The sequence below is a fragment of the Desulfoluna sp. CLI2B genome (assembly GCF_056847375.1).
The window spans coordinates 4,488,978-4,509,901 of the sequence record NZ_CP186557.1 but is presented as its reverse complement, the minus strand read 5'-3'; the positions used below and the strand labels follow the sequence as shown (position 1 = coordinate 4,509,901).

Below are 20,924 nucleotides of genomic sequence, written 5' to 3'. Positions count from 1 at the left end.
CATTGCTTCATGAAAAGAGTACGGATGGATTGAAGAATCCTCAAATTCCACCGTATTGCGTTTACTCTAAATGAAGTCAATGCACAACTTTTTTTGTTGAAAGAAAAATGGGGTTATAGTTCTTTTGGCTTTGATTCCACCAGCCTCCCGGCAAGTTCTTCTCCCAGAAAAACGATGGATTCGATGTCCAGATGGTCGGTGACGGTTTCGTCGAACATGAGTTTTGCCTTGGCTTCAAAGCCCTCGTCCATGTCGGCATCCCAGAAGAGGAGAATGACCGGGACCTTGGGAAAGGCAAAGAAACGAAAGGCGATGTCTGCTGAACCGGCATGTTCGGTCTCCACGATGCCCCCTAAGTCCAGGGCCCTCTCCCTCAGCAGGAGGAGGTTGTCGGAAAACGCTCTGGAAATGGGGTCTTCCACGCTGTCCACCATGTTCTTGATTTTGGAGGTGGTGTTGGGAAGCTCAATGAACCCCTTCCATTTTCCCGTGGGGGATGTCGTGCCGCCCTGGGCAAGGTGGTTGAGGATGAAGACCTGCTCCCAGCGGGTGAGGGGAAGGTCTGTTCGGGTGGCGATGGTCAACTCACGGATACGGAGGGTGTCGGAAAAATAGGGGAGATGAAACACCGGTCCCCCTTCCTCCATGACCAGCTTGCCGCCGAGCCGGGCAGGAAAGGTGGCGGGGTCCATGTTTGAGGCGCGCTCCCTTGCCCAGGCCAGGGCGTCTTCGGCCATGTCTCTTCGGACCCACTTGCCTTTGGCGTATTGTTCCTTGAGCTCAACGGTGCAGCGCTCCACGGTTTCGGCGGAGAGGTAGGGGCATTCGGAAAGGGAGAGACCATCTGCAACCACCTGGCCCGCAAAGGCGATGCAGGTGGGGTGGCCGCACTCCCCGCAGTTTGTTTTGGGCAGGATATCACGGTACAGATCAACAACGGAAAGAGCCATGGGGTGCCTCCGTCAGGGTTGTTCTTCCCACGTGATGCAGTCCGCAGGGCAGTTCTTGATGACGTCATCAACCTCTGCCTGGGGGTAGGTGTCCAGGTCCGTCACCTGCACGTAATCGTTGGTGTTGATAACAAAGACCTCGGGGCAGAGGTCGGTGCACAATTCGCAGAGGACGCAGTCGGAAAGCTCGACAGTCGGGACACGCTTCATGGATAAACCTCCATAGGGTTAAAACGGTATTGCGTAAAACTTTCGGGACTATATCACGTAATTCGAAATAGTTCAAAAGATGGTTGGGCCTGCGGCCGGGGAAGCCGCAGGCCCTTTTTCTGTTCCGGTTCTGGGAGAGGAAAGGAACAGGGATCGTTAATCGAAGTAGCGCTTCAGCAGGCCTGCAAAGGCCTGGCCGTGGCGTGCTTCGTCTTTGCACATCTCATGGACGGTGTCGTGGATGGCGTCGAGGTTGAGCTGCTTGGCGCGGGTGGCCAGGTCTTTTTTGCCCTGACAGGCGCCGTGCTCTGCCTCTACGCGCATGGTGAGGTTGGTCTTGGTGTCGCCGGTGACCACTTCGCCCAGGAGCTCGGCAAACTTGGCAGCGTGCTCGGCTTCTTCAAAGGCGATGCGCTTGTAGGCTTCGGCCACTTCGGGGTAGCCTTCGCGGTCGGCCTGGCGGCTCATGGCCAGGTACATGCCGATTTCGGTGCATTCGCCGGTGAAGTTGGCGCGGAGGCCTTCAACGATTTCAGGGTCTACGCCTTCGGCCACACCGATGACGTGCTCGTCGGCCCAGGCCAGGGGGCCTTCGGCCTGTGCCTTGAACTTGGCGGCGGGGGCTGCGCACTGGGGGCATTTTTCGGGAGCGTTTTCACCTTCGTGGACATAACCGCAGACAGTGCATACATACTTGGACATGGTTCATTTCTCCTTCAAGAATTCGAGATCCAATGGTCAAAAGTTGATTTCAGATCGTTTTGGTTTTGTTTGCATCATTCATGCGAGCTTGGCAGCGTCGCGTTGTGTCTGGGTAGTATGCGAGTGCTGTGCCAAAGTGAAATAAAAAATGCGGTGGAGGTGAATTTTTCTGGGCGTATGAAGCATAACTTATTGAATATGAAGAGATGCTGCGGTTTGGGCTCGAGGGCTCAGCCAATGGGGGTCGCACTGTGTATCGCCGCCTGTCTCGCCGTGGCACTCCGACACGGTGATACGGCAGGTGTGGCGGACGAAATATAAAAATTGTTTGAAAATACAGGGGAAAATGTGTGTCTCAGGTTGAAAATGAGACAGGGGTGGCCCAGGGGAGGGGGGGACAGGGAGAAAAGGCGAAAGGTTAAAGGGCTAAAGGGGGAAGGGGAAAGATTGAAAGGTTGAAAGGTAAAAGGGCTAAAGGGCTAAAGGGGAAAGGCTAAAGGGATAGAGGTGGGGGGCGTGTTTTTCTTCTTTTTATCAAGGGGCTGGCGCGGGATGTGCAACTGTGCAAGGGTTGTGGTTTGACGTTTACGACTCGGTAACAATGATTCTGCGGAGAAAAAAGCCATGTCCCTTATTCGACCTGTCCTGAGCCTGTACGATACCCTGGAAGCCTGCTGGGAGGGGCCTTCGGGTCATCGCCTGGCCGGAAGCCTTCTGGTGGGAACCTTTCTGGTCTGCCTCATGAGCGTGGAGCTGGGACGCGTCCTGGAGCTCCCCGAAGCCCTGGCCCACCTGGTTCCGAAAAATCATCTGGCTTCCATCGGCATCGCCCTGACCCTGCTTCTCATCATCGAAGTCATGGGCCTTGTCTTCAGCATGGTCCACTCGGTGAGCACCTCGGTGGGGCGTCAGCTGGAGATTCTCTCCCTGATCTTGTTGCGAAACGTCTTCAAGGAGATCTCCCATCACAACCCCCTCTCCTGGGAATCCCTGCGGGACGGATTGCCCGGCATTGCCGCGGCGGTCACCGGAGCCCTGGTGGTGTTCGCTCTTCTCTCCCTCTATTACAGGATCAAGACAAGCTCGACCCTTTCCGAGCATGAGGAGGACCGGCAGAGCTTCATCGCTGCCAAGAAGTGCATTGCACTGGCCCTGCTGGCGGCGTTTCACCTCATCGCCCTGCGCAGCCTTATGGGCTATTTTTCGGGCGTTCCCACCCCGCCTGCCTTTGAGACCGTCTATACCCTGCTTGTTCTGAGCAACATCCTCATTGTGCTGCTCTCCCTGCGCCACGGGCACAATTACCGGGTGGCCTTTCGCAATTCCGGTTTTGCCGTGGTGACGGTCCTGATCCTCATTGCCCTGGTGGCCCCTCCCCTCTGGAGCGCAGCCATCGGCACCTTTGCGGCCCTGTTCGCCCTGGCCACCTTCTGGGTGTTCGGCAGGTTCCACGAAACCCCTCTCCCAGGCGAGGCGGCCCCTTCGGAACACGGCCACGAGCCGATCCTCAAAGCCATGCCCCAGGCCAGGGGGTAAATCGATTTGCGCCATACCGCAAATGGTGACGCATCACTATGGAGCGCCGCACTCCGGTGCGGCTTTTTTATCCCGGGATTTCGTTGAAGCGGGGACCATAGCGATATCGGTCGCTGAGCGACGACCCGCAGGGTGCACTCTGTCCACCATGGCTGGTCGGTACATGGAGAACGGTGGTTTCTGATTTGCTTTCGGGGGCTGCTACGCTTTGGTTTGGTGCGTGGAACGCACCCCACGGGCTGACGGCATGCAGCCTATTTTATGGGGAGTGCCTCCGGCAGGGTTGCCGGAGGCAAAGGTTTGGGGGTTATTCAAAGAGGGGCAGGTAATGCTCGTAGCCCTCTTTTTTCAGGTCCTTTTTGGGGACGAACCGCAGGGCCGCGGAGTTGATGCAGTAGCGAAGGCCCGTGGGGGCCGGGCCGTCGGTGAAGACATGGCCCAGGTGGGAGTCGCTGTGGCCACTGCGGACCTCCACCCGTTTCATAAAAAAGGAGGTGTCCTCCACTTCGTCGATGTCGGCGGCTTTCAAGGGGCGGGTGAAGCTGGGCCACCCGGTGCCGGAGACGAATTTGTCGGTGGAGCTGAACAGGGGGGCGCCGCTGATGATGTCCACATAGATGCCCTCCTGCTTGTTGTCCCAGTATGCGTTGTCAAAGGGACGCTCCGTGCCGTTTTTGCGGGTCACCTTGTACTGCAGGGGAGTGAGCCTCTCTTTGAGCTCTTCCTCTGTCCAGGTGGTCTGCTTGATGCCTTTTCCGTCTTCGGTCCAGTGTTTTTCAAGGAACGCATCCCTTCCGGAGCGGCTTCGGTAGAACTTATACCGGATGGGGTTCTCCTTGTAGTAGTCCTGATGGTACTCCTCGGCCGGATAGAAGGTGGTGGCGCGGGTGATCTCCGTGACAATGGGTTTCCCGAAGATTCTTTTCTTGCTCAGGGCCTCTTTTGAAGCCAGGGCCGCCTTTTTCTGGGCATCGTCATGGTAGAAGATGCCGGTGCGGTACTGGCTGCCCCTGTCTACGAACTGGCCGCCGCCGTCGGTGGGGTCCACCTGTCTCCAGAAGACCTCAAGGAGCTCTTCGTAGGATATTTTACCCGGGTCGTAAGTGATTTCTACGGCCTCGGCGTGGCCGGTGCTCCCTGCGGAGACCTCTTTGTAAGTGGGGGCCTCCTTGTGGCCTCCGATGTATCCGGAGACCACGGAGAGCACGCCGTCCAGGGACTCAAAGGGGTGCTCCATGCACCAGAAGCAGCCGCCGGCGAAGGTGGCCTTTTGGGTTTCTGTTGCCTACTACGTGCGAGGTCCGTGACAGAAATTCTATGAGATTGCCAGGGTGGCGGCAAAGGTTTTTACTATCGATTTATCGAGGTTCATGGGTCACCTCAGTGTGTTTCATCATCTTGCTTATCTCTGTAATATTGTGGTGATGTTGCGTTTTCAGGCATCCGGTACGTTCAGGGACCAGTCGTATGCCATGAAGGATACCTTTAAGTTCCCTTGTGCCTGGGCCATGGCCGCTTTGAGGGGGCCTTCGGCATATCGGCCGATGTAAGCGGCAATGTCGTCTCCGAAGTCATCTTTGTACCATTTGAATATTCGGCTGACGACGAGCCGGTTTCCCTCAACCCGGGTGTTGGCGCTGTTGTTGATAAAATCGATGGTGGCCGCGTCAAGCTGGGCGTCCAGGGTATCGCCCAGGTAGGCCTCCGGCAGCAGCGGGGGGCAACTCCTGGAAGCGCAGTTGACGGCAAAGTGGATCCGGGGATCCTGGTACTTTTCCCTCAAGATGGCGTGTTCGATCTCATTCAAGGTGAGGGTCTTGCCTCCAATCTTGACGAATTCTTTCTTCCAGGGTGAAGAGAAGACCGACCCCAGATCCTTGATGGATTCAATGTCCGGGTATTTGGTGAGGATGAGCTTCAGGGTCCAGGCATTGTACATATTGATCCAGAAGGCCATGGCCTCGTCCCGGGAGAGGCCCTCCGCGCTGTAGGAGGCTGCCGGGGCCAGGTAGGCGTCCAGCTTGTCTTCCTCGTCTGCCAGGCCGTCGTAGTCGATGCCGCCGCCGCGGACGTGGGCTGCCAGGAGGTCGTCAAAGGGGGCGTGGTCGTACGTCTCGGCCCGGGCGCTTGTCACCAGGGCAAACAGCAGGGCCGTCAGGAGGACCGCCCAGAGGGCAAGGGCCGGTGAAGGGCCGGGCCTTGCCTGGGCCAGGACCTTGGGCGTGTGGTGCCGGATCGGGTGAACGGGTCGTCTGGTGTGTGTGTGATGGCTCATCATGCGCGCCTCCATGCGTGGATTTTTTGTAAGGTGTTGAGGACCTTTTCCGGTTTATGGGCGTTCTTCCAGGTACCGGCCGTGCCTTTGACCATCTCAGAGAGGGTTGGGTAGATGTGGATGGTGCCCAGGATCTTGTTGAGCCCGAGCTTGTGGCGCATGGCCAGCACAAATTCGGCAATGATGTCTCCTGCGTGGTGGCCCACGATGGTGGCCCCCAGGATGCGGTCGTTTCCTCTGGCGGTGATCACTTTGACAAAGCCATGGTCCTCGGAGTCCGCAATGGCCCGGTCCACCTCGCCGATTTCGTATACTGTCACCTCGTGGGGGATGTTCTTCTCCTGTGCCTCGGTCTCGGACAGGCCCACCCGGGCCACCTCCGGGTCGGTGTAGGTGCACCAGGGGATCACGCTGTAGTCGGCCTTGAATCGCTTGATAAACCCGAAGAGGGCGTTTACCGAGGCGTACCAGGCCTGGTGGGAGGCCGTGTGGGTGAATTGATAGGGCCCTGCCACGTCCCCGGCGCAGAAGATGTTGGGCACGGAGGTGGCCAGGAAGGGATCGGTCTCCACGGTCCCCCTGGGATCAAGGGTAATGCCCAGCTTTTCCATGCCAAACCCTTCGGTGTTGGGTTTCCGCCCCACGGCCACGATGATCTCGTCAAAGGGAACGGTCACGGCCTGCCCTCCGGCGTCACAGACCAGGATCTTTTCGCCATCCTCCACCCGGATTTCCGTGGCCGCGTGGCCGGTGAGGACCTGGATTCCTTCGCGCCGGAATTTACGGGCAATCATCTCTGCCACCTCGGGGTCTTCCCGGCCCATGAGCTTTGGCGCCATCTCCACCTGGGTGACGTCGGAGCCAAAGCGGGCAAAGCACTGGGCCAGCTCGCAGCCGATGGGGCCGCCCCCAAGGACCACAAGACGCTTGGGAAGTTCTGTGAGGCCCCAGACCGTGTCGCTGGTCAGGGGGGTGATGAGGTCCATGCCCTTGATGGGGGGCACAAAGGGCCTGGCGCCCGTGGCGATGATGATGCTCTTGGTGGTGAGCACCCGGCCGTTCACCTGCACCTCAAAGGGAGAGATGATCTCGGCAGCGCCCTGGACACACTCCACCCCGAGTTTGGTGTAGCGCTCGATGGAGTCGTGGGGTTCCACCTTGGAGATAATGGTGTGGACCCGCTCCATGACCTCGGCAAAATCAAAATCAACGTTGGCTTCCTTGAATCCGAACTCCTTGGCCCGTCTTGTGTAGGCAAGCATCTTGGATGATCGGATCAGGGCCTTGCTGGGCACACAGCCGGTGTTGAGGCAGTCCCCGCCCATTTTGTGCCGTTCCACAAGGGCCACCTTCGCCTTGACCGCCGCCGCGATGTAGGCCGAAACCAGGCCCGCCGACCCTGCGCCGATGACCACGAGGTTGTAGTCAAAGCGCTTGGGTTTGTCGTAGGCCTTGAAGACCCGCCTGGCCTTGACGGCATCGATGATTTTCCGTGCTGCAAGGGGAAAGATGCCCAACAGGGCAAAGGAGAAGAGCAGCCCCGGCGAGAGGATCCCGGACAACGAGTCGATGCGGGCGAGCTGGGTTCCGGCGTTAACGTAGACCATGGTGCCCGCCAGCATGCCGAGCTGGCTCACCCAGTAAAAGGTGAGGGTGCGGATGGGGGTCAGGCCCATGACGAGGTTGATGACAAAGAAGGGAAAGATGGGCACCAGGCGCAGGGTAAACAGGTAGAATGCCCCGTCTTTTTTCATCCCTTCGTTGATGGCTCCCAGGCGGTCGCCGAACTTGGTCTGCACCAGGTCCCTCAAGAGAAACCGGGAGACGAGAAAGGCCAGGGTGGCACCGATGGTGCTGGCAAAAGAGACAGCCACAAGGCCGGTAAGAAAGCCGAACAGGGCCCCGCCCGCCAGGGTCATCACGGCCGCGCCCGGAAGGGAGAGGGCGGCCACCGCCACGTAGATGAGAAAGTAGACGGTGAGGGTGAAGAGGGCGTGTTCCTTGTAAAAGGCCCCGAACTCAGCCTGCTTTGCCTTCAGGGACGACAGGGTGAGCAGCTCCCCGACATCGAAGGCGAAAAAGAGCACGACCAGGATGGCGATGATAAGAACAACGATGAGTTTCATGTGGCGGTTCATGCGGCAGGCTCCTTTGGTTGATGCGTTGTGGGTCGTCCCCTGAAGAGGGGCTGCGGCCAAAGCGCGTTCGCGTTAAAAATGGTGAAAGCAAAGGCAATGCCAGAAGACGTAATCAGGCGGCATTTTTCTTGAATGGTGCCTGGAGGCTTGACTATAATTATGAAATGGAACGTTTTTTTGCTCTGGTGGGACGCTTTTGTTTCGTGACAGGGGTCGGGTGCCCGTGATCGGCAGGCGGGTGGGCCGTATTGAGACGGCTCCGTGGGACGCCGGGCCTGCGGGGAAGGGCCGTGGCACGGAGTTCTTTTCAGGTGGGGACCCCTATGGGCCACGTCGTTCATTAAATTACCATACCTGCAAAAAAAATGGGAGGCCGGGTCATGTCCCTTTATCGCCACCTGTCGGACACCTTTGCCGGACACGCCGTCATCTACTGGACGGGGCTGTCCCATCTCAACGCCCTTCTGGTGGTGGCCAACCTCTCTCTTTTTTTTGCAACGGGCCTTGTCATCGACGAGGGCTACTATTACACCTTCTATTCCCTGTTCTGCCTCATTGTGGTGGCCGCCGGGATCCTCTTTCCCCTGGGCCTGGTGACCCGCCTCTGGTATTACCTGATCTTTCTTTTTTTCGAATGCCTGGCGGTCTGGTTCATCGTGGTGAGCGTCTGGTACTGGGTGAGGGTGAGCAGGTAAGACAGGTGATAGGGCATAGGTGAGAGGGGGTGGGGAGTGGAGATTATTCGGCAGGGGGTGGGGAATAGTGGGTAGGGGATAAGGGCTAAAAGGCTAAGGGCTAAGGGCTAAAGGGGAAGGGCTGAAGGGGAATGTGGCGCAATCTGGTGGTTCCAGAAGGAGCCGGTTAATTATGGGACGAGACAGAGATATGAAACACGAGACAATGACATTGCCCCTGGGCAAGGACGCCGGCTTTGAGGTGTCCATTGATATGATGCGGGCAAAGCTGCTGGACCTGGGGATTGCCGTGGAGGAGCGCGCCTGGCTTCACCCTGTGGACGGAGCGTGGTCCGTGAACCTGCGCCTTTCGGATTGCCCGAACCTGTATACCAACGGAAAAGGGAGCTCCGAAGGGGCGGCCCTTGCCAGCGCGTACGGAGAGCTTTTTGAGCGCCTGAGCACCGGGTACCTGCTTTCGGACCTTTACCTTCCTGAGACGCCTGCAAACGGTGGGTTTTTCCATGGCCCCGGGGAGGTGTGGCTCTCTGCGGACATGGAATCCCTGAAGCAGGATGCGCTTTCCCCTGCGCTCTGGGATTTTTACGACCCGGAGGAAGAACTCGGCGTACGTCATTTCATGGATTTCAACACCGGCGGTGCTCGCGGGGTGTGCTGTCTTCCCTTTGAAAAGGAGGGCGGTGCTCCGGTGCTCTTTCCCGTGGCGGTGCTGGAAAACCTGTATGTCTCCAACGGAATGTCCGCGGGCAACACCCTTCTCGAAGCCAAGGTCCAGGCCCTTTCTGAGGTGGTGGAACGCTATGTGAAAGCCCGCATTATTGCAGAGGGCCTTGCCCTGCCGGATATCCCCCGGGAGGTGCTGGGCAGGTATCCGGTGGTGCAGGCCGCCCTGGCAGAACTGGAAGCCCGGGGCCTTGTGATTTATGCCCGGGATGCCTCCCTGGGGGGGCGCTGGCCCGTGATCTGTATTGCCGCGGTGAACCCCGAGGACGGCGGCGTGTTTGCAGCCTTCGGTGCCCACCCCCTGTTCGGTGTGGCCCTGGAGCGTACCTTCACCGAGATGCTCCAGGGACGCAGCGAGATCAAGGGCTTTGCCGCTCCGAGCTTTGATGCGGAGCTGGTGGCGTCTCCCACCAATATAGAGGAGCATTTCGTGGACTCTGCGGGCGTGCTCCACTGGGACTTTTTCAAACAGACCCCGGATTTTTCCTTTGCCCCCTGGGGACTGGAGGACTCCACTGGCGGCGGCAGGGGCCGTGAGTACGACCTTCTGGTGTCGCGGATCCATGACGAGGGTTTTGAGATCTACAATTGGGTGACCACCCATCTGGGCATGCCCTGTTGCCGTATGGTGGTGCCGGGGATGTCCGAGATTTATCCCGTGGAGGACCTTCTCTGGGAAAATCGCAGCAGGCAGGCCGAGGTGCGCCATGGCCTGATCCGGCTTCAAGCTCTGGAGCCGGGGGAGGCGGAACGCCTCGCCGACCTTCTGGAAGAGGGCGGGTGGGGGCCCGAAGCCCTGGTGTGCGAACTCGTGGGCGTGGAGGTGACGCCGGGTAGCGCCTGGGCAGATGCCCGGGTGGCGGAGATGATCGCCCTGTGCAATCTCCGCTCCGGGGACCGGGAAGGGGCCGCCCGCTGGAGTGCCATGGCGTCCCAGATGGAGATCCCCCAGGGTCGCCGCCTTTTTTTCCGGTGCATGGAAGCCCGCCTGGAGGCCGGGATAAGGGAGACGGATTTACCGGAGCTTGGACGTATTTTCGGCGCCGAAGCAGACCGCCTCACCGCCCTTGCCTGCGACGGCACCACCCCGTTCCCTTTCTTCGACGAGCCCCTGGACTCCTTTCTGGACAAAGGCCCCCACGGCCACATCACCCGCTGCGTGAGGGCCCTGAGGCAAAGCGTTTCTCACCCCTGACGGGCTACGATCCGAAGGCCCCAGACCACTGGAAGCCCCCGCAGCCCGTAGGGTGCGTCCCACGCACCGAAACCGAGAGGCAACGGTCCTTCAAAACGTGCCGGAAACCGCTTCCTTCCGGGGATTCGTCCATGGTGCACAGAGTGCACCCTACGGGCCGTCGCTTAACGACCGGGATCGTTTATACCCGAATTGATTTGAATACCCGGGGTGGGAAGAAAGCCAAATCAGAATGGCAGTGATGTCTCACCCTGCGGTGCGTACCGAACACACCAGAACCACTGGAAGCCCCGCAGCCTGTAGGGTGCGTCCCACGCACCGAAACCGAGGGGCAACGGCCATTCAAAACGTTCCGGGAAGCCAGTCTCAAGTCCACAAAAAAGCTGCAAAAGCCTTGTAAGATGGCGATTCCCGTGTTTTCATTCCCTATTCCCTATTCCCTATTCCCTATTCCCTATTCCCTATTCCCTATTCCCATCTCCTATTCCCTATTCCCTATTCCCTATTCCCTATTCCCTATTCCCTATTCCCTATTCCCTATTCCCTATTCCCTACCTGATACACAGGTGTATCGACCATGTGTTGCATGGGGACCTGTGAAACACACGTCATGTTTTGAAATATCCTGTAAAAACGGTCTTGTATCTCTTTTATGCGATTTTGGCACGGCTCTTGTAGTGTATCTTGTCAACGGGCAAGGATGGCGGGTGCCACGCCTTGCAATGGACAGCCTGGACGGTAATGAAGAGCTTCATGGGGCCATCGGCTCCGGAGGGCAAGGCACAGGAACTTCGGGCCGGATGGGCATGGGATGAACGCCACGACACAGGAGGCGCCGAATGAAACGATTGGAAGAGCTTAAAAATGACCTCTCCCTGCTCAACAGCGTGGACTGGAACATCAACCCCGCCGCAGCGGTGGGACGTCATCTCGAGTGGGGCGCCGGCTGGTATTGCGACGAGCAGCGGGGCCGTGGAAGCGAGGATGAGTCCACCTATTTTGCCATCAACACCTGGGGCGAGTATCCGGTGATCACCCTGGTACACCGCAAAGGGTTCGATATGGAGGAGCTTGCCGTGTTCCGCATGCCCCCCAAGCTGGAGAAAGCATTTATGAAGTCCATCAACAACCATCGCGGCATTTATGAACTGGACCCGAACATCAAAAGCTGGCTGAAAGATCAGCTCAATGTTCACTGAAAAAGGCCAGGTGAAAGGGGCTCCCCAACATGACCGGGGGCTGAACCTGTATAAGAAAAAGCGAATCTGATAAGGTGGGGCATCACGGCTTGCAAAAAGCCCGGTTTGCCCCACTTTTTTTCTTTTTGGCGTCTGTCTCCTGAAGCACGCACACAGCGATCAACAGTTATGTATCTCAAAAACGGGAATCTGCGATTATGACGAAAAAGGTGATTATTGTCGGCGGAGGCTTTGCCGGTCTCAAGGCCGCCAAGCTCCTGGGCAACAAAGAGGGAATTCAGGTTACGCTCATCGACAAGGCCAACCACCATCTGTTTCAACCCCTGTTGTACCAGGTGGCAACGGCCGGGCTCAGCCAGTCCGATATTGCCATGCCCATTCGGAGCATTCTATCGGAGTTCAAAAACATCAAGGTACTCCAGGGAGAGGTCGCCGGGGTGGATTTTGACGGGCGCACCGTGATGACCGATTTCGGGCGATTGTCCTACGATCACCTGATCCTGGCCTGCGGGGTCCGCCACTGCTACTTCGGCAAGGAATCCTGGGAACCCCACGCACCGGGTTTGAAGACCCTGGAGCAGGCCCTGGAGATCCGGCGGCGCATCCTGAGTGCCTTTGAGGTGGCAGAGCGGGCCGAAGACGAAGCCGTGCGGCGTCGCGCCCTGACCTTTGTGGTGGTGGGTGGAGGGCCCACCGGCGTGGAGCTTGCCGGAGCCATCGGGGAGATGACCCGTTACACCCTGGGGCGGGACTTTCGCAACATCGACCCTAAACTCACCCGTATTATCCTGGTGGAGGCCGGAGACCGCATCCTCGCCTCCTTTCCCAAAAAACAGAGCAGCCGTGCCACCCGTGACCTTGAAAACTTAGGGGTCCAGGTCTGGACCAAAAGTCCCGTAAGCGAGATTCGGGAGACCTCCATCGAGGTGGGGTCGGAAAAAATCGAGACCATGACCGTGCTCTGGGCTGCCGGGATCACTGCAACGGACCTCAACCGGGGCCTCGGGGTGGAGACCGGCGTGCAGGGGCGCATTGTGGTGGATGCCTGCCTCAATATTCCCGGCCGTAAGGACGTGTTTGTGGCCGGGGACCAGGCCGCCTTTACCGACCCTTCGGGCAAGGTCCTTCCCTGCCTTTCGCCCGTGGCCATTCAGCAGGGGCAGTGCATTGCCGAAAACATCCTTCGGGACCAGGCCGGTGAGGCCATGGAGCCCTTCGACTACGTGGACAAAGGCCAGATGGCCACCATCGGCCGCAGCCGGGCCATCGTGGATTTCGGGTTTTTCCGGCTCCAGGGGTTCATGGCCTGGGTGACCTGGCTCCTGGTGCATATTTATTTTATTTCCGGGTTCAACAACCGCCTCTCCATTTTTCTGAAGTGGTGTCTCTCGTACCTTACCAACAAAAAAGGGGCACGGATTATCTCTGGTGCAACCTGGCGATTTTTTGATACATTACCGGAAAGCATGCCGGGTGAAGCATCCGTTGACCCCTCAACCTCGATATCTCTCAAAAAAGTGGAGTAATCCTTTCCCACCATTGAGCCTTTCGGAGGTCCCATGAGCGAAAACCGTGTTGTTGATGCAACCCCTGAGTCCGTCAAAGCGTATATGAGTGAGCATGAGGAGAGCGAGTACCTTCTGTTGGACGTTCGGGAGCCCCAGGAGTACGAGCAGGCCCACATCCCCGGCGCCAGGCTCCTTCCCCTGGGGCAGCTTGAGACCCGTCTTAAAGATCTTCCTGAACACCGGGACATTATCTTTGCCTGCCGAAGCGGGGCGCGGTCGCGGGTGGCGGCTCACATGGCCGTGGAGAAGATGCCGCGGCACCAAAGCATTTTCAACCTCGAAGGCGGGATTCTTGCCTGGCAGGGACATACCGTCACGGACTTTCCCCGGGTAAGGCTTTTGGTCCTCGAGGAGGGCATGCAGCAAACCCTCATGGCGGCCATGGACCTTGAAAAGGGCGCGTGGAATATCTATCGGCATATCCTTGATGCGTACCCCGGCACCGCCCTGACCCGGACCATCGAGTCCCTTTGCCAGGCAGAGCTGGCCCATGCCAGGGCACTTTACGATGCCTGGCAAAGCCGGGAGGAGATTCCGCCACGGTTTGAGGATGTTTTCGATGGCCTGAAGGGCGAAATCCTCGAAGGGGGCATGCCCCTTGAAGGTGCGCTGCTTCGCCTGGAGAGCACCATGGTCCCTATGGACCTTGCCATTTATGAGCTGGCCCTGGACATTGAGTTCACCGCCTACGACCTCTACCGATACGCCGGCGATCCCGCCTTGAAATCCCTTTTCCTGGAGATCAGCGAGGGGGAGAAAAAACACATGAATACCATTGTGGGGGCCCTGGACACTGCCTTTTGAGGTGGTTTTTCCGTGAGACACTTTTTGCGTCGGGTGTCTCATGGCCCGTATCGTCTCTGTTTTGCTTTCGAGCCGTAACGAATCCTGGGCTCGATCACCTTGTCATGAAATCAGTGTGTTGTCTCTTTTTTGTGCCGGCAATGCCGTGTGGCATGCTTATTGAAATGTTTTCCTGGGCAACAGGTTAAGGAAAGGGGCTTGGCCCCGGCATGATCATATCCTTGCGGCGGATACAGAATCGGAAACGGAAAAGGAGACCCACCATGATGAGGCGCAATCAACTCTACGCATGCGAACACTGCGGCAATATCGTTGAAATTATTCAGGCTGGCGGGCCCACGGTAAGGTGCTGCGGGCAGGCCATGACCCTTTTGGAAGAGAACACCCGGGACGCCTCCCGGGAGAAGCATGTGCCCGTCGTGGTCGAGGTAGACGGTGGCATTTGCGTTTCCGTAGGCGAGACAGCCCATCCCATGACAGAAGAACACTGGATTCCCTGGATCGAGGTGACCCAGGGAGCAACCATCCTGCGAAAGCACCTCCTGCCCGGAGAGAAGCCCGAGGCGTTCTTTGCAGGGATCACAGGACCTGTGGTGGCCAGGGCATACTGCAACCTGCACGGCCACTGGACAAGGGGGTAACCATGTTGAAATCAGAGGTTGAAGACGCACTGAACCTTCAGTTGAACCGAGAGATCTTTTCCGCGTATCTCTACTTTTCCATGTCGGCATGGCTGGGCAGCCGGAATTTGACCGGTTTCAGCCACTGGATGTACGCCCAGGGCGTGGAAGAACTGACCCACTCCCAGAAGTTTTACGATTACATCCAGCAGCGGGGCGGCACGGTTCGCTTAAGCGCCGTGGAAGCACCCAAAGCAGCCTGGGAGTCTCCCCTGGCCCTGTTTGAAGAGACCCTGGAGCACGAGGTTTTTGTCACCGGGTCCATCAACGCCCTTGTGGACATTGCCCGGGACGCCTCGGATCACGCCACCGGGATTTTCCTTCAGTGGTTTGTCACCGAGCAGGTGGAAGAAGAAGAGAGCGTCGAGCAGGTCCTCCAACGGCTCCGCCTCGTGGGGGACAACCCCTCGGCCCTGCTCATGATGGACCGCGAGATGGCCGGACGCGCCATGCCTGCCCCAACCGAGCCCGCTGAGTAGCCTCCCGTATATTCAAAAGGCCAACCCACACTCCCATGGCCGGATAAAGACCGTCTGCGAACGCCGCATGCGGTCTTTTGGTTTGGGTGGCTGCAGGGGTGCGGTTGTGGGACGGCATGTCGCGGGGACAGCCCATATGCACACGTGAAGGGGCGAAGCCCCAGAGGCTGGCTTTGCCCCTCAATGGAACAGTGATTTAAAAGCGAGACGAGAAACCATGGACGAGACAGTAATGAAGCAGGCCGCCCGGGCCTGGGGTATTGAGGGCGCGACGGTCTGCAATGAACAGGAACCTGCCGGGAGCCCGGAGCGCTCCCTGGGGCGCTGGGTGGTGCAGGGGGCGGATGGCGCCCGTTTTCTCTTGGAGCGCATCGACCCGGCCACGGCACCGAGAAAACGGGAGATGGCCCGGTTTATGAGCGCCCTGGCCCAAGCCGGGCTTCCGGTGGCGGCGCCCCGTGCCACCCAGGCCGGTGATTTTTTATCCCCCCAGACAGGAAATCTCTGGCAGCTGACGCCCTTTGTGCAGGGCCTGCCCCTGGATCGGCCCGCATACACACAAGAGGCATGGCGGGGCAAGGCTCTCGCCGGGTTCCTGACGGATCTGCGCACCGCATCCGCTACCCTTGCCCCCTCCTTTCCGGGGGAGTCCTTTGACCTGCCCGGGTACATCGACACCTTGACCTCCACCATCCGGGCCCGAAGGCCCAAGGTGGCAGGCGCCCTTGACGAAGCCGTCCGATACCTCACCGACCATCTTTACCCCCACTGGCCGGGCCTTGCCACGGCCCTGGCCCACGGGGATGTCCACGGCGTCAACATTCTCTGGAAGGAGAAGGGCATCGAAGCGGTCATCGACTGGGAGTTCTTCGGTCACAAACCCCTGCTCTACGATGTGGCCAACATGGTTGGCTGCTGCGGCATGGAGACCCCCGACGCCCTTCTTCATGGCCTGGTCCCCACCCTGACCCGAGCCCTTCGCCAGGTTGATTTTGCCGATGCAGCAAGCTGGAATCTTCTTCCCGAGTGTGTCATGGCCCTGCGCTTTGCCTGGCTCTCGGAGTGGCTCCGCAAAGACGACGCCGAGATGATCAACCTCGAACTCTCCTATATTTATCTGCTGATGGATAATCGAGAAAAATTGGTGGCGTCTTGGGGCATTTAAAAGGGGGCGCTGCCCGACCATGGTGCACAGAGAGCACCCACCGTGCCGTCACCTGAGCGATCCATCTCACCAGCCCCATGCCTTCGCCCGGCGAAGCAGAAGGGATGAACCAGTTTCATTGGAAGCCCCGTGGCCCGTAGGGTGCGTCCTACGCACCGAAACCGCAGGGCAACGCTCCTTGAAGCCGCCACTGGCACGATGCCCGGCCTGTCCTCAAAAGCGAGGGAAAAGTCCGCATGGGCGTGCTGTCTCGGCCACAGGGTACCCGGTCATGGTGCACAGAATGTACCTTACGTGCCGTCACCTGAGCGATCCATCTCACCATTCTCATGCCCTCGTCCGGCGAAGCAGAAGGGCTGAACCAGCTTCATTGAAAGCCCCGTGGCCCGTAGGGTGCGTCCCACGCACCGAAACCGCAGGGCAACGCTTCCTGAAACAGCCTCTCCCACGGTGCTCAGCTTTCCAAAACCACCTGCCCGAATACCCCCGGATCCGACACCGGGAGGCCGCATGTACCTTCTTTGCACGGATAGAGGGTGGGTTCGCCACCCTGTGCGGCTTTGTCCTTGACCGCAGGCAGGTGTGCCTCCATGGTTTTTGCCTGTTCTCCCTCCCGCAAGGGCGCTGTGACGGCATAGGGGGTGTACAGAGATGCCAGGGTACTTATGGCCTCGGTCTCTTTGGGCGACGGTGTCTCCGGAAGGACAAGGAGCAGGGCCTTGGGGCCTGCCAGGTGAAAGTCCAGGGCCGACACCAGGGTGGCATAGGGGGCCGGGGAACGGTCCGGGGCGACGAAGGCTGAAACCGTTCCCAGGCCCTGGGTGAGCAGTGCCGTGTCGCCGGTGAGGGCGTAGAGCCTGAACAGGTTCATGGCGGCAACGCTGTTTCCCGAGGGGATGGCCCCGTCCGTGCCGGGCTTTTCCCGGGTGATAAGGGCCTCGCCGTCGCTGCCGGTCATGTAGTACCCCCCTTTTTCCGAGGCAAAGAGACGGTGGGTTTCGGTCTGGAGGTGAAGGGCGCGGGTGAGCCAGGAGGCGTCGCCCGTGGCTTCGAAAAGGTCGATGAGGCCTGCAATGACAAAGGTGTAGTCCTCCAAAAATCCCAAGGGGCCCAGGTCTTCCAGGCGGCTTCGGTGGAGCCTGCCGTTTCGGGTGAGGCAGGTCAGGATAAAATCCGCGGTGCGCATGGCTGCGGCCAGGTACGTCTGGTTGCCAAAGGCGCGTCCGGCACGGGCAAAGGCCGAGATGGCCAGCCCGTTCCATGCGGCGATGATCTTTTTGTCGGTAAGGGGCGCTTGCCTTGCTGTTCGGGCCTGGCGCAGGATCTCCCGGGCGTTGTCCAAAAGAGCTTCAAGCTCTGCCACGTCCAGGCCGTGTTTTTTTGCGGTTTCCTTTACGTCTCTTCGGATGTGGGGAATGTAGCGCCCCTCGAAGTGGGGCACCCCGGTGAGGCTGAAATGGTCCAGAACCGCTGCCCAGGAATCCCCGGGCAGGGCCGCGTCGAGTTCGGCCTTGCTCCAGGTAAAGAAGTATCCCTCTTCTTTGTGGCCGTCCGGCGTGAGGGAGTCGGCGTCCGTGGCCGAGTAGAATCCCCCTGCAGGGTCTTCCATCTCCCGCAAAAGGTAGGCCAGGGTGGCTTCGGCCACGGTTTTAAAACGCGGGTTTTCCGTGGCCAGGAACCCTTCCACGTAGGCAGAGGCCAGAAGGGCGTTGTCGTAGAGCATTTTTTCAAAGTGGGGGACCAGCCATTTGGGGTCGGTGCTGTAGCGATGGAACCCGCCCCCTGCCTGGTCGTGGATGCCTCCGTCGGCCATGGCTGTGAGGGTGTGCTCCGCCATGTGGCGGTATGCACCGATGCCTGTGCGCTGGTGGGCGCGCAAAAGGAGCTGCACGGGCAGGGTGGCAGGAAATTTGGGAGCACCCCTGGTGCCGCCGAAGCTCGGGTCGTAGCTTTGGGAAAACAGGGCCACGGCCTTGTCCACCCACGCTCTGTCGGGCAGGGTCCCGCTCTCCTGACCGCCCCCCAGGCTGTCAATGGCCTGGGTGAGTTGGCTGGCGGAGAGGTCCACCTTTTCCCTCTCCTTTTCATAGACCTCGGCAAGGCCCTTTAAGACGGTAAGAAATCCCGGGTGGGGCGGTCTCGTTCCGTCCCGGGCCGGAAAATAGGTGCCTCCGTAAAAGGGTTTGCCGTCCGGGGTCAAAAAGACATTCAGGGGCCAGCCGCCCCCGCCGGTGAGTACCTGCACCGCGCCCATGTAAATGGCGTCGATGTCCGGCCGTTCTTCCCTGTCCACCTTGATCGGCACGAAATGGGTGTTCAGGAATTCGGCGATCTCCACGTCCTCAAAGGACTCTTCCTCCATCACATGGCACCAGTGGCAGGTGGCGTATCCGATGCTCACGAAAAGCGGGCGGTTCGTCTCCTTTGCCAGGGCCATGGCCTCTTCTCCCCAGGGAGACCAGTTGACGGGGTTGTGGGCATGCTGCAAGAGGTAGGGGCTCTCCTCCAGAAAGAGGCGGTTCGTATAGGTTGCCGTGCCGTCGGTGTTCAGGTGTCGGGTGCGCGGAACATACTCCGGGCCTCGGGCTTTTGCTTTTTCTTTGATGCGGTCGTCAAGGCTCATGGCAGGTTTTCCTTGGCTATGGGTGAAAAAGGCAGTCCCCCTTGCTCTCCGTGGTTCGAACAGTCAGGGTGAGAAGAGGCCCATGGTGACGACGGGCGTTGATGCTCGGCACAGGAGAAGCAAGGGCTGCCAGGGTGGAAAAAACATGGACACCTTCATCATGGACTCGGGACGCACGTTGTTTCCCACAGGGAGGTTCGGTTAGCCCGGATATTTCATGAGAAAACAATCAGTCAAAAAAACACCAGTATTTCGGATGGCTACAATGGAAATGTCAGCTATTCTGAAAATACAAAATGTAAACCGACGTTTGCTGTTTGATTTTCTCACCCTTCGGGCGAGCCGAGTGCACCCATCTTCTGCGTTATCAGAGCTTTGAGGTAAACAACTACATCTGCAGCTCTGATGCCTTGAATATGGGTGCACTCGACTCGTGAAATATCCGGGATAGGGTAACCCGTGGGAATGCGTGTCGATCCCGAAACATGTGATCCGGCCACCTTGGCGGGGTGGGACCGCCTGGGAATGTTATTGCAAGATGAAGACCACTGTCGCGAAAAATCGTGATGGCCGCTGACGCACCATTGACAGGGACGCTCTACAGGCAGAGACTAAGGGGAATGCTTCGAAACTGTCCCGAAGAGAGCAGGTACATGAGACAGAATCATCTCATGATCTTCCCTGGGATGTGTCACGTCCCATGCTGCGCCGTTGAATACGCCCTGATATGTTGCGGAATTCCGGAAAGATAGTGCCCGCTTTGGGCATGGCCCCGAAGATGGCATGCTTTTTGATATATTGTCGTCACTGTGAAGACCAAGGAATACGCCGGCGGCCCTGCCGTGCGGCATGTTTTGACCATAATCTATCGGCCCCGCCTGTCACGGCCCGGACCGCGATACCTGAAAGGAGACACCATGAGCCAGCCCCACGAAATGTACCAGTGCCAGATCGCCAACTGCGGATGCATCTACAACCCCGATAAAGGAGACAGAAAGGGCAAGATAGCCAAGGGAACCTCTTTTGACGACCTGCCCGAGGACTGGAGATGCCCGGTGTGCGGGGCGAGTAAGAAAGCCTTTAAAGCATTGGGGTAAATAAAAGAGGGCATAGGAAAAAAGGTCATAGATCATAGGGGAATAGGGAATAGGGAATAGGGGGCGGCTGTTGCATCACGTCTCTTGCCGTGGGGTTGTTTCCATGCACAGGGCGGATGCACGTTGTCCCGGCAACAGGTGAAACCTGAAAGGTTGTGAACCATTTCAACACGCAAGGAGGAACCATGGATTTTTCCGACGTTATTGCCACCCGCCGCGCAGTCAATCATTTTGATTCCAACCAAGATGTGCCGGATGCCCTGTTAAGGGAGGTCGTGGAGATGGCCGCCACCACCCCGTCGTCCTTTAACCTCCAGCCCTGGAGCCTCATGGTCCTGAGGGACGAAGAGGAGAAGATGCGTCTTCGCAAGCAGGCCATGGGCCAGGCCAAGGTGAGCGAAGCCCCGGTGACCCTCATCGTCCTTGCCGACCGCAGGGGCTGGGCCCCGGGCACTCCCTTTGCCGAGAAGAATTTTCAAGAGATGATGAAGGCCGGAACCATGACCGAAGACCGGCGGGACTGGTTTGCCAATGCCTGCACCAACCTCTACGGCACCTCCGAAGAGTCCCAGGTGGCCTTTGCCACCAAGAACACCGGCTTTTTCGCCATGGCCCTGATGCTCGCCGCCCGGAGCAAAGGCCTCCATACCCACCCCATGGACGGCTTCTCCCGGGAGGGCGTCATGAAAGAGTTCAACATCCCCGATCATTACTGGATTCCCCTTCTCATGGCCGTGGGTTACTTCAACAATGGAAAAGAACTCGCCCCTCCCAAATGGCGCAAAACCTACGACGAGATCGTTGTAACATTTTAAAGAGAGAATGCGATTGCGTAACCCACGCCGGGGCCCATGGTGGTGAACGTAGTGCGCCCTACGGGTGTGA

Annotated in this window: 18 protein-coding genes; 11 read left to right on the top strand and 7 right to left on the bottom strand. The window is 58.7% G+C overall.

What is annotated here, in order from left to right; translation table 11 throughout:
• Nucleotides 1-113: 113 nt before the first annotated feature.
• From ACOYW2_RS21005 to ACOYW2_RS20995, 3 genes are all read right to left on the bottom strand, one after another.
• Complete coding sequence (locus tag ACOYW2_RS21005; RefSeq protein WP_482417933.1) at nt 114-950, bottom strand: DUF3786 domain-containing protein; 837 nt, start codon at nt 948-950, stop codon at nt 114-116.
• A gap of 12 nt (nt 951-962) precedes the next feature.
• Nucleotides 963-1,160: a ferredoxin gene (locus tag ACOYW2_RS21000; RefSeq protein ID WP_180142996.1), complete on the bottom strand. Its 198-nt coding sequence runs from the start codon at nt 1,158-1,160 to the stop codon at nt 963-965.
• 156 nt (nt 1,161-1,316) lie between these two features.
• Nucleotides 1,317-1,862, bottom strand: a complete 546-nt coding sequence (locus tag ACOYW2_RS20995; protein ID WP_180142998.1) for an NADH peroxidase — start codon at nt 1,860-1,862, stop codon at nt 1,317-1,319.
• A gap of 624 nt (nt 1,863-2,486) precedes the next feature.
• Between ACOYW2_RS20995 and ACOYW2_RS20990 the strand changes: the two genes are divergently transcribed.
• Nucleotides 2,487-3,398: a hypothetical protein gene (locus tag ACOYW2_RS20990; protein ID WP_482767857.1), complete on the top strand. Its 912-nt coding sequence runs from the start codon at nt 2,487-2,489 to the stop codon at nt 3,396-3,398.
• Nucleotides 3,399-3,705: 307 nt separating this feature from the next.
• Here ACOYW2_RS20990 and msrB read toward each other — a convergent pair whose 3' ends face one another.
• The 3 genes from msrB to lpdA all read right to left on the bottom strand — a co-directional run bounded on the left by msrB (nt 3,706) and on the right by lpdA (nt 7,811).
• Nucleotides 3,706-4,635 (bottom strand): peptide-methionine (R)-S-oxide reductase MsrB, encoded by a 930-nt coding sequence (gene msrB, locus ACOYW2_RS20985; RefSeq protein WP_482767856.1) that lies wholly within the window; start codon nt 4,633-4,635, stop codon nt 3,706-3,708.
• Between the two features lie 198 nt (nt 4,636-4,833).
• A complete protein-coding gene (locus ACOYW2_RS20980; protein ID WP_482767855.1) occupies nt 4,834-5,676 on the bottom strand; it encodes a DUF547 domain-containing protein in 843 nt (280 codons plus the stop codon).
• Nucleotides 5,673-7,811 carry a dihydrolipoyl dehydrogenase gene (gene lpdA / locus ACOYW2_RS20975; RefSeq protein WP_482767854.1) on the bottom strand — a complete coding sequence of 713 codons (2,139 nt, stop codon included), beginning with the start codon at nt 7,809-7,811 and terminating at the stop codon, nt 5,673-5,675. Before lpdA ends, ACOYW2_RS20980 begins: the two co-directional genes overlap by 4 nt.
• Nucleotides 7,812-8,191: 380 nt before the next feature.
• On the opposite strand from lpdA, the gene ACOYW2_RS20970 reads away from it, so the two are divergent.
• From ACOYW2_RS20970 to ACOYW2_RS20935, 8 genes are all read left to right on the top strand, one after another.
• On the top strand, nt 8,192-8,506 hold the full coding sequence (locus ACOYW2_RS20970; RefSeq protein ID WP_482417928.1) for a hypothetical protein: 315 nt from the start codon (nt 8,192-8,194) through the stop codon (nt 8,504-8,506).
• A gap of 190 nt (nt 8,507-8,696) precedes the next feature.
• Complete coding sequence (locus ACOYW2_RS20965) at nt 8,697-10,424, top strand: YcaO-like family protein (RefSeq protein ID WP_482767853.1); 1,728 nt, start codon at nt 8,697-8,699, stop codon at nt 10,422-10,424.
• An 839-nt stretch (nt 10,425-11,263) separates the two neighbouring features.
• Nucleotides 11,264-11,623, top strand: a complete 360-nt coding sequence (locus ACOYW2_RS20960) for a DVU0772 family protein (protein WP_180147170.1) — start codon at nt 11,264-11,266, stop codon at nt 11,621-11,623.
• 197 nt (nt 11,624-11,820) lie between these two features.
• A complete protein-coding gene (locus ACOYW2_RS20955; RefSeq protein WP_482767852.1) occupies nt 11,821-13,149 on the top strand; it encodes an NAD(P)/FAD-dependent oxidoreductase in 1,329 nt (442 codons plus the stop codon).
• Nucleotides 13,150-13,182: 33 nt separating this feature from the next.
• Nucleotides 13,183-13,995: a rhodanese-like domain-containing protein gene (locus ACOYW2_RS20950; RefSeq protein ID WP_482767851.1), complete on the top strand. Its 813-nt coding sequence runs from the start codon at nt 13,183-13,185 to the stop codon at nt 13,993-13,995.
• Nucleotides 13,996-14,258: 263 nt separating this feature from the next.
• Nucleotides 14,259-14,636 (top strand): desulfoferrodoxin, encoded by a 378-nt coding sequence (locus ACOYW2_RS20945; RefSeq protein WP_482419869.1) that lies wholly within the window; start codon nt 14,259-14,261, stop codon nt 14,634-14,636.
• Nucleotides 14,637-14,638: 2 nt separating this feature from the next.
• Nucleotides 14,639-15,154 carry a ferritin gene (locus ACOYW2_RS20940; protein ID WP_482417923.1) on the top strand — a complete coding sequence of 172 codons (516 nt, stop codon included), beginning with the start codon at nt 14,639-14,641 and terminating at the stop codon, nt 15,152-15,154.
• Between the two features lie 217 nt (nt 15,155-15,371).
• Nucleotides 15,372-16,319 carry a phosphotransferase enzyme family protein gene (locus ACOYW2_RS20935; RefSeq protein WP_482767850.1) on the top strand — a complete coding sequence of 316 codons (948 nt, stop codon included), beginning with the start codon at nt 15,372-15,374 and terminating at the stop codon, nt 16,317-16,319.
• A gap of 454 nt (nt 16,320-16,773) precedes the next feature.
• Here ACOYW2_RS20935 and ACOYW2_RS20930 read toward each other — a convergent pair whose 3' ends face one another.
• Complete coding sequence (locus ACOYW2_RS20930; protein WP_482767849.1) at nt 16,774-18,942, bottom strand: thioredoxin domain-containing protein; 2,169 nt, start codon at nt 18,940-18,942, stop codon at nt 16,774-16,776.
• A 917-nt stretch (nt 18,943-19,859) separates the two neighbouring features.
• On the opposite strand from ACOYW2_RS20930, the gene ACOYW2_RS20925 reads away from it, so the two are divergent.
• Together ACOYW2_RS20925 and ACOYW2_RS20920 are read left to right on the top strand one after the other, a co-directional pair.
• Complete coding sequence (locus tag ACOYW2_RS20925; protein WP_482417920.1) at nt 19,860-20,039, top strand: rubredoxin; 180 nt, start codon at nt 19,860-19,862, stop codon at nt 20,037-20,039.
• 185 nt (nt 20,040-20,224) lie between these two features.
• Nucleotides 20,225-20,854, top strand: coding sequence for a nitroreductase family protein (locus ACOYW2_RS20920; RefSeq protein ID WP_482417919.1), 630 nt, complete (start codon nt 20,225-20,227; stop codon nt 20,852-20,854).
• The last annotated feature ends 70 nt before the right edge of the window (nt 20,855-20,924 follow it).

Excerpts from the sequence above, each read along its gene's own strand:
- ACOYW2_RS21005 (WP_482417933.1), bottom strand. The coding sequence starts at position 950 with ATGGCTCTTTCCGTTGTTGATCTGTACCGTGATATCCTGCCCAAAACA.
- ACOYW2_RS21000 (WP_180142996.1), bottom strand. The coding sequence starts at position 1,160 with ATGAAGCGTGTCCCGACTGTCGAGCTTTCCGACTGCGTCCTCTGCGAA.
- ACOYW2_RS20995 (WP_180142998.1), bottom strand. The coding sequence starts at position 1,862 with ATGTCCAAGTATGTATGCACTGTCTGCGGTTATGTCCACGAAGGTGAA.
- ACOYW2_RS20990 (WP_482767857.1), top strand. The coding sequence starts at position 2,487 with ATGTCCCTTATTCGACCTGTCCTGAGCCTGTACGATACCCTGGAAGCC.
- msrB (WP_482767856.1), bottom strand. The coding sequence starts at position 4,635 with ATGGAGCACCCCTTTGAGTCCCTGGACGGCGTGCTCTCCGTGGTCTCC.
- ACOYW2_RS20980 (WP_482767855.1), bottom strand. The coding sequence starts at position 5,676 with ATGATGAGCCATCACACACACACCAGACGACCCGTTCACCCGATCCGG.
- lpdA (WP_482767854.1), bottom strand. The coding sequence starts at position 7,811 with ATGAACCGCCACATGAAACTCATCGTTGTTCTTATCATCGCCATCCTG.
- ACOYW2_RS20970 (WP_482417928.1), top strand. The coding sequence starts at position 8,192 with ATGTCCCTTTATCGCCACCTGTCGGACACCTTTGCCGGACACGCCGTC.
- ACOYW2_RS20965 (WP_482767853.1), top strand. The coding sequence starts at position 8,697 with ATGAAACACGAGACAATGACATTGCCCCTGGGCAAGGACGCCGGCTTT.
- ACOYW2_RS20960 (WP_180147170.1), top strand. The coding sequence starts at position 11,264 with ATGAAACGATTGGAAGAGCTTAAAAATGACCTCTCCCTGCTCAACAGC.
- ACOYW2_RS20955 (WP_482767852.1), top strand. The coding sequence starts at position 11,821 with ATGACGAAAAAGGTGATTATTGTCGGCGGAGGCTTTGCCGGTCTCAAG.
- ACOYW2_RS20950 (WP_482767851.1), top strand. The coding sequence starts at position 13,183 with ATGAGCGAAAACCGTGTTGTTGATGCAACCCCTGAGTCCGTCAAAGCG.
- ACOYW2_RS20945 (WP_482419869.1), top strand. The coding sequence starts at position 14,259 with ATGATGAGGCGCAATCAACTCTACGCATGCGAACACTGCGGCAATATC.
- ACOYW2_RS20940 (WP_482417923.1), top strand. The coding sequence starts at position 14,639 with ATGTTGAAATCAGAGGTTGAAGACGCACTGAACCTTCAGTTGAACCGA.
- ACOYW2_RS20935 (WP_482767850.1), top strand. The coding sequence starts at position 15,372 with ATGGACGAGACAGTAATGAAGCAGGCCGCCCGGGCCTGGGGTATTGAG.
- ACOYW2_RS20930 (WP_482767849.1), bottom strand. The coding sequence starts at position 18,942 with ATGAGCCTTGACGACCGCATCAAAGAAAAAGCAAAAGCCCGAGGCCCG.
- ACOYW2_RS20925 (WP_482417920.1), top strand. The coding sequence starts at position 19,860 with ATGAGCCAGCCCCACGAAATGTACCAGTGCCAGATCGCCAACTGCGGA.
- ACOYW2_RS20920 (WP_482417919.1), top strand. The coding sequence starts at position 20,225 with ATGGATTTTTCCGACGTTATTGCCACCCGCCGCGCAGTCAATCATTTT.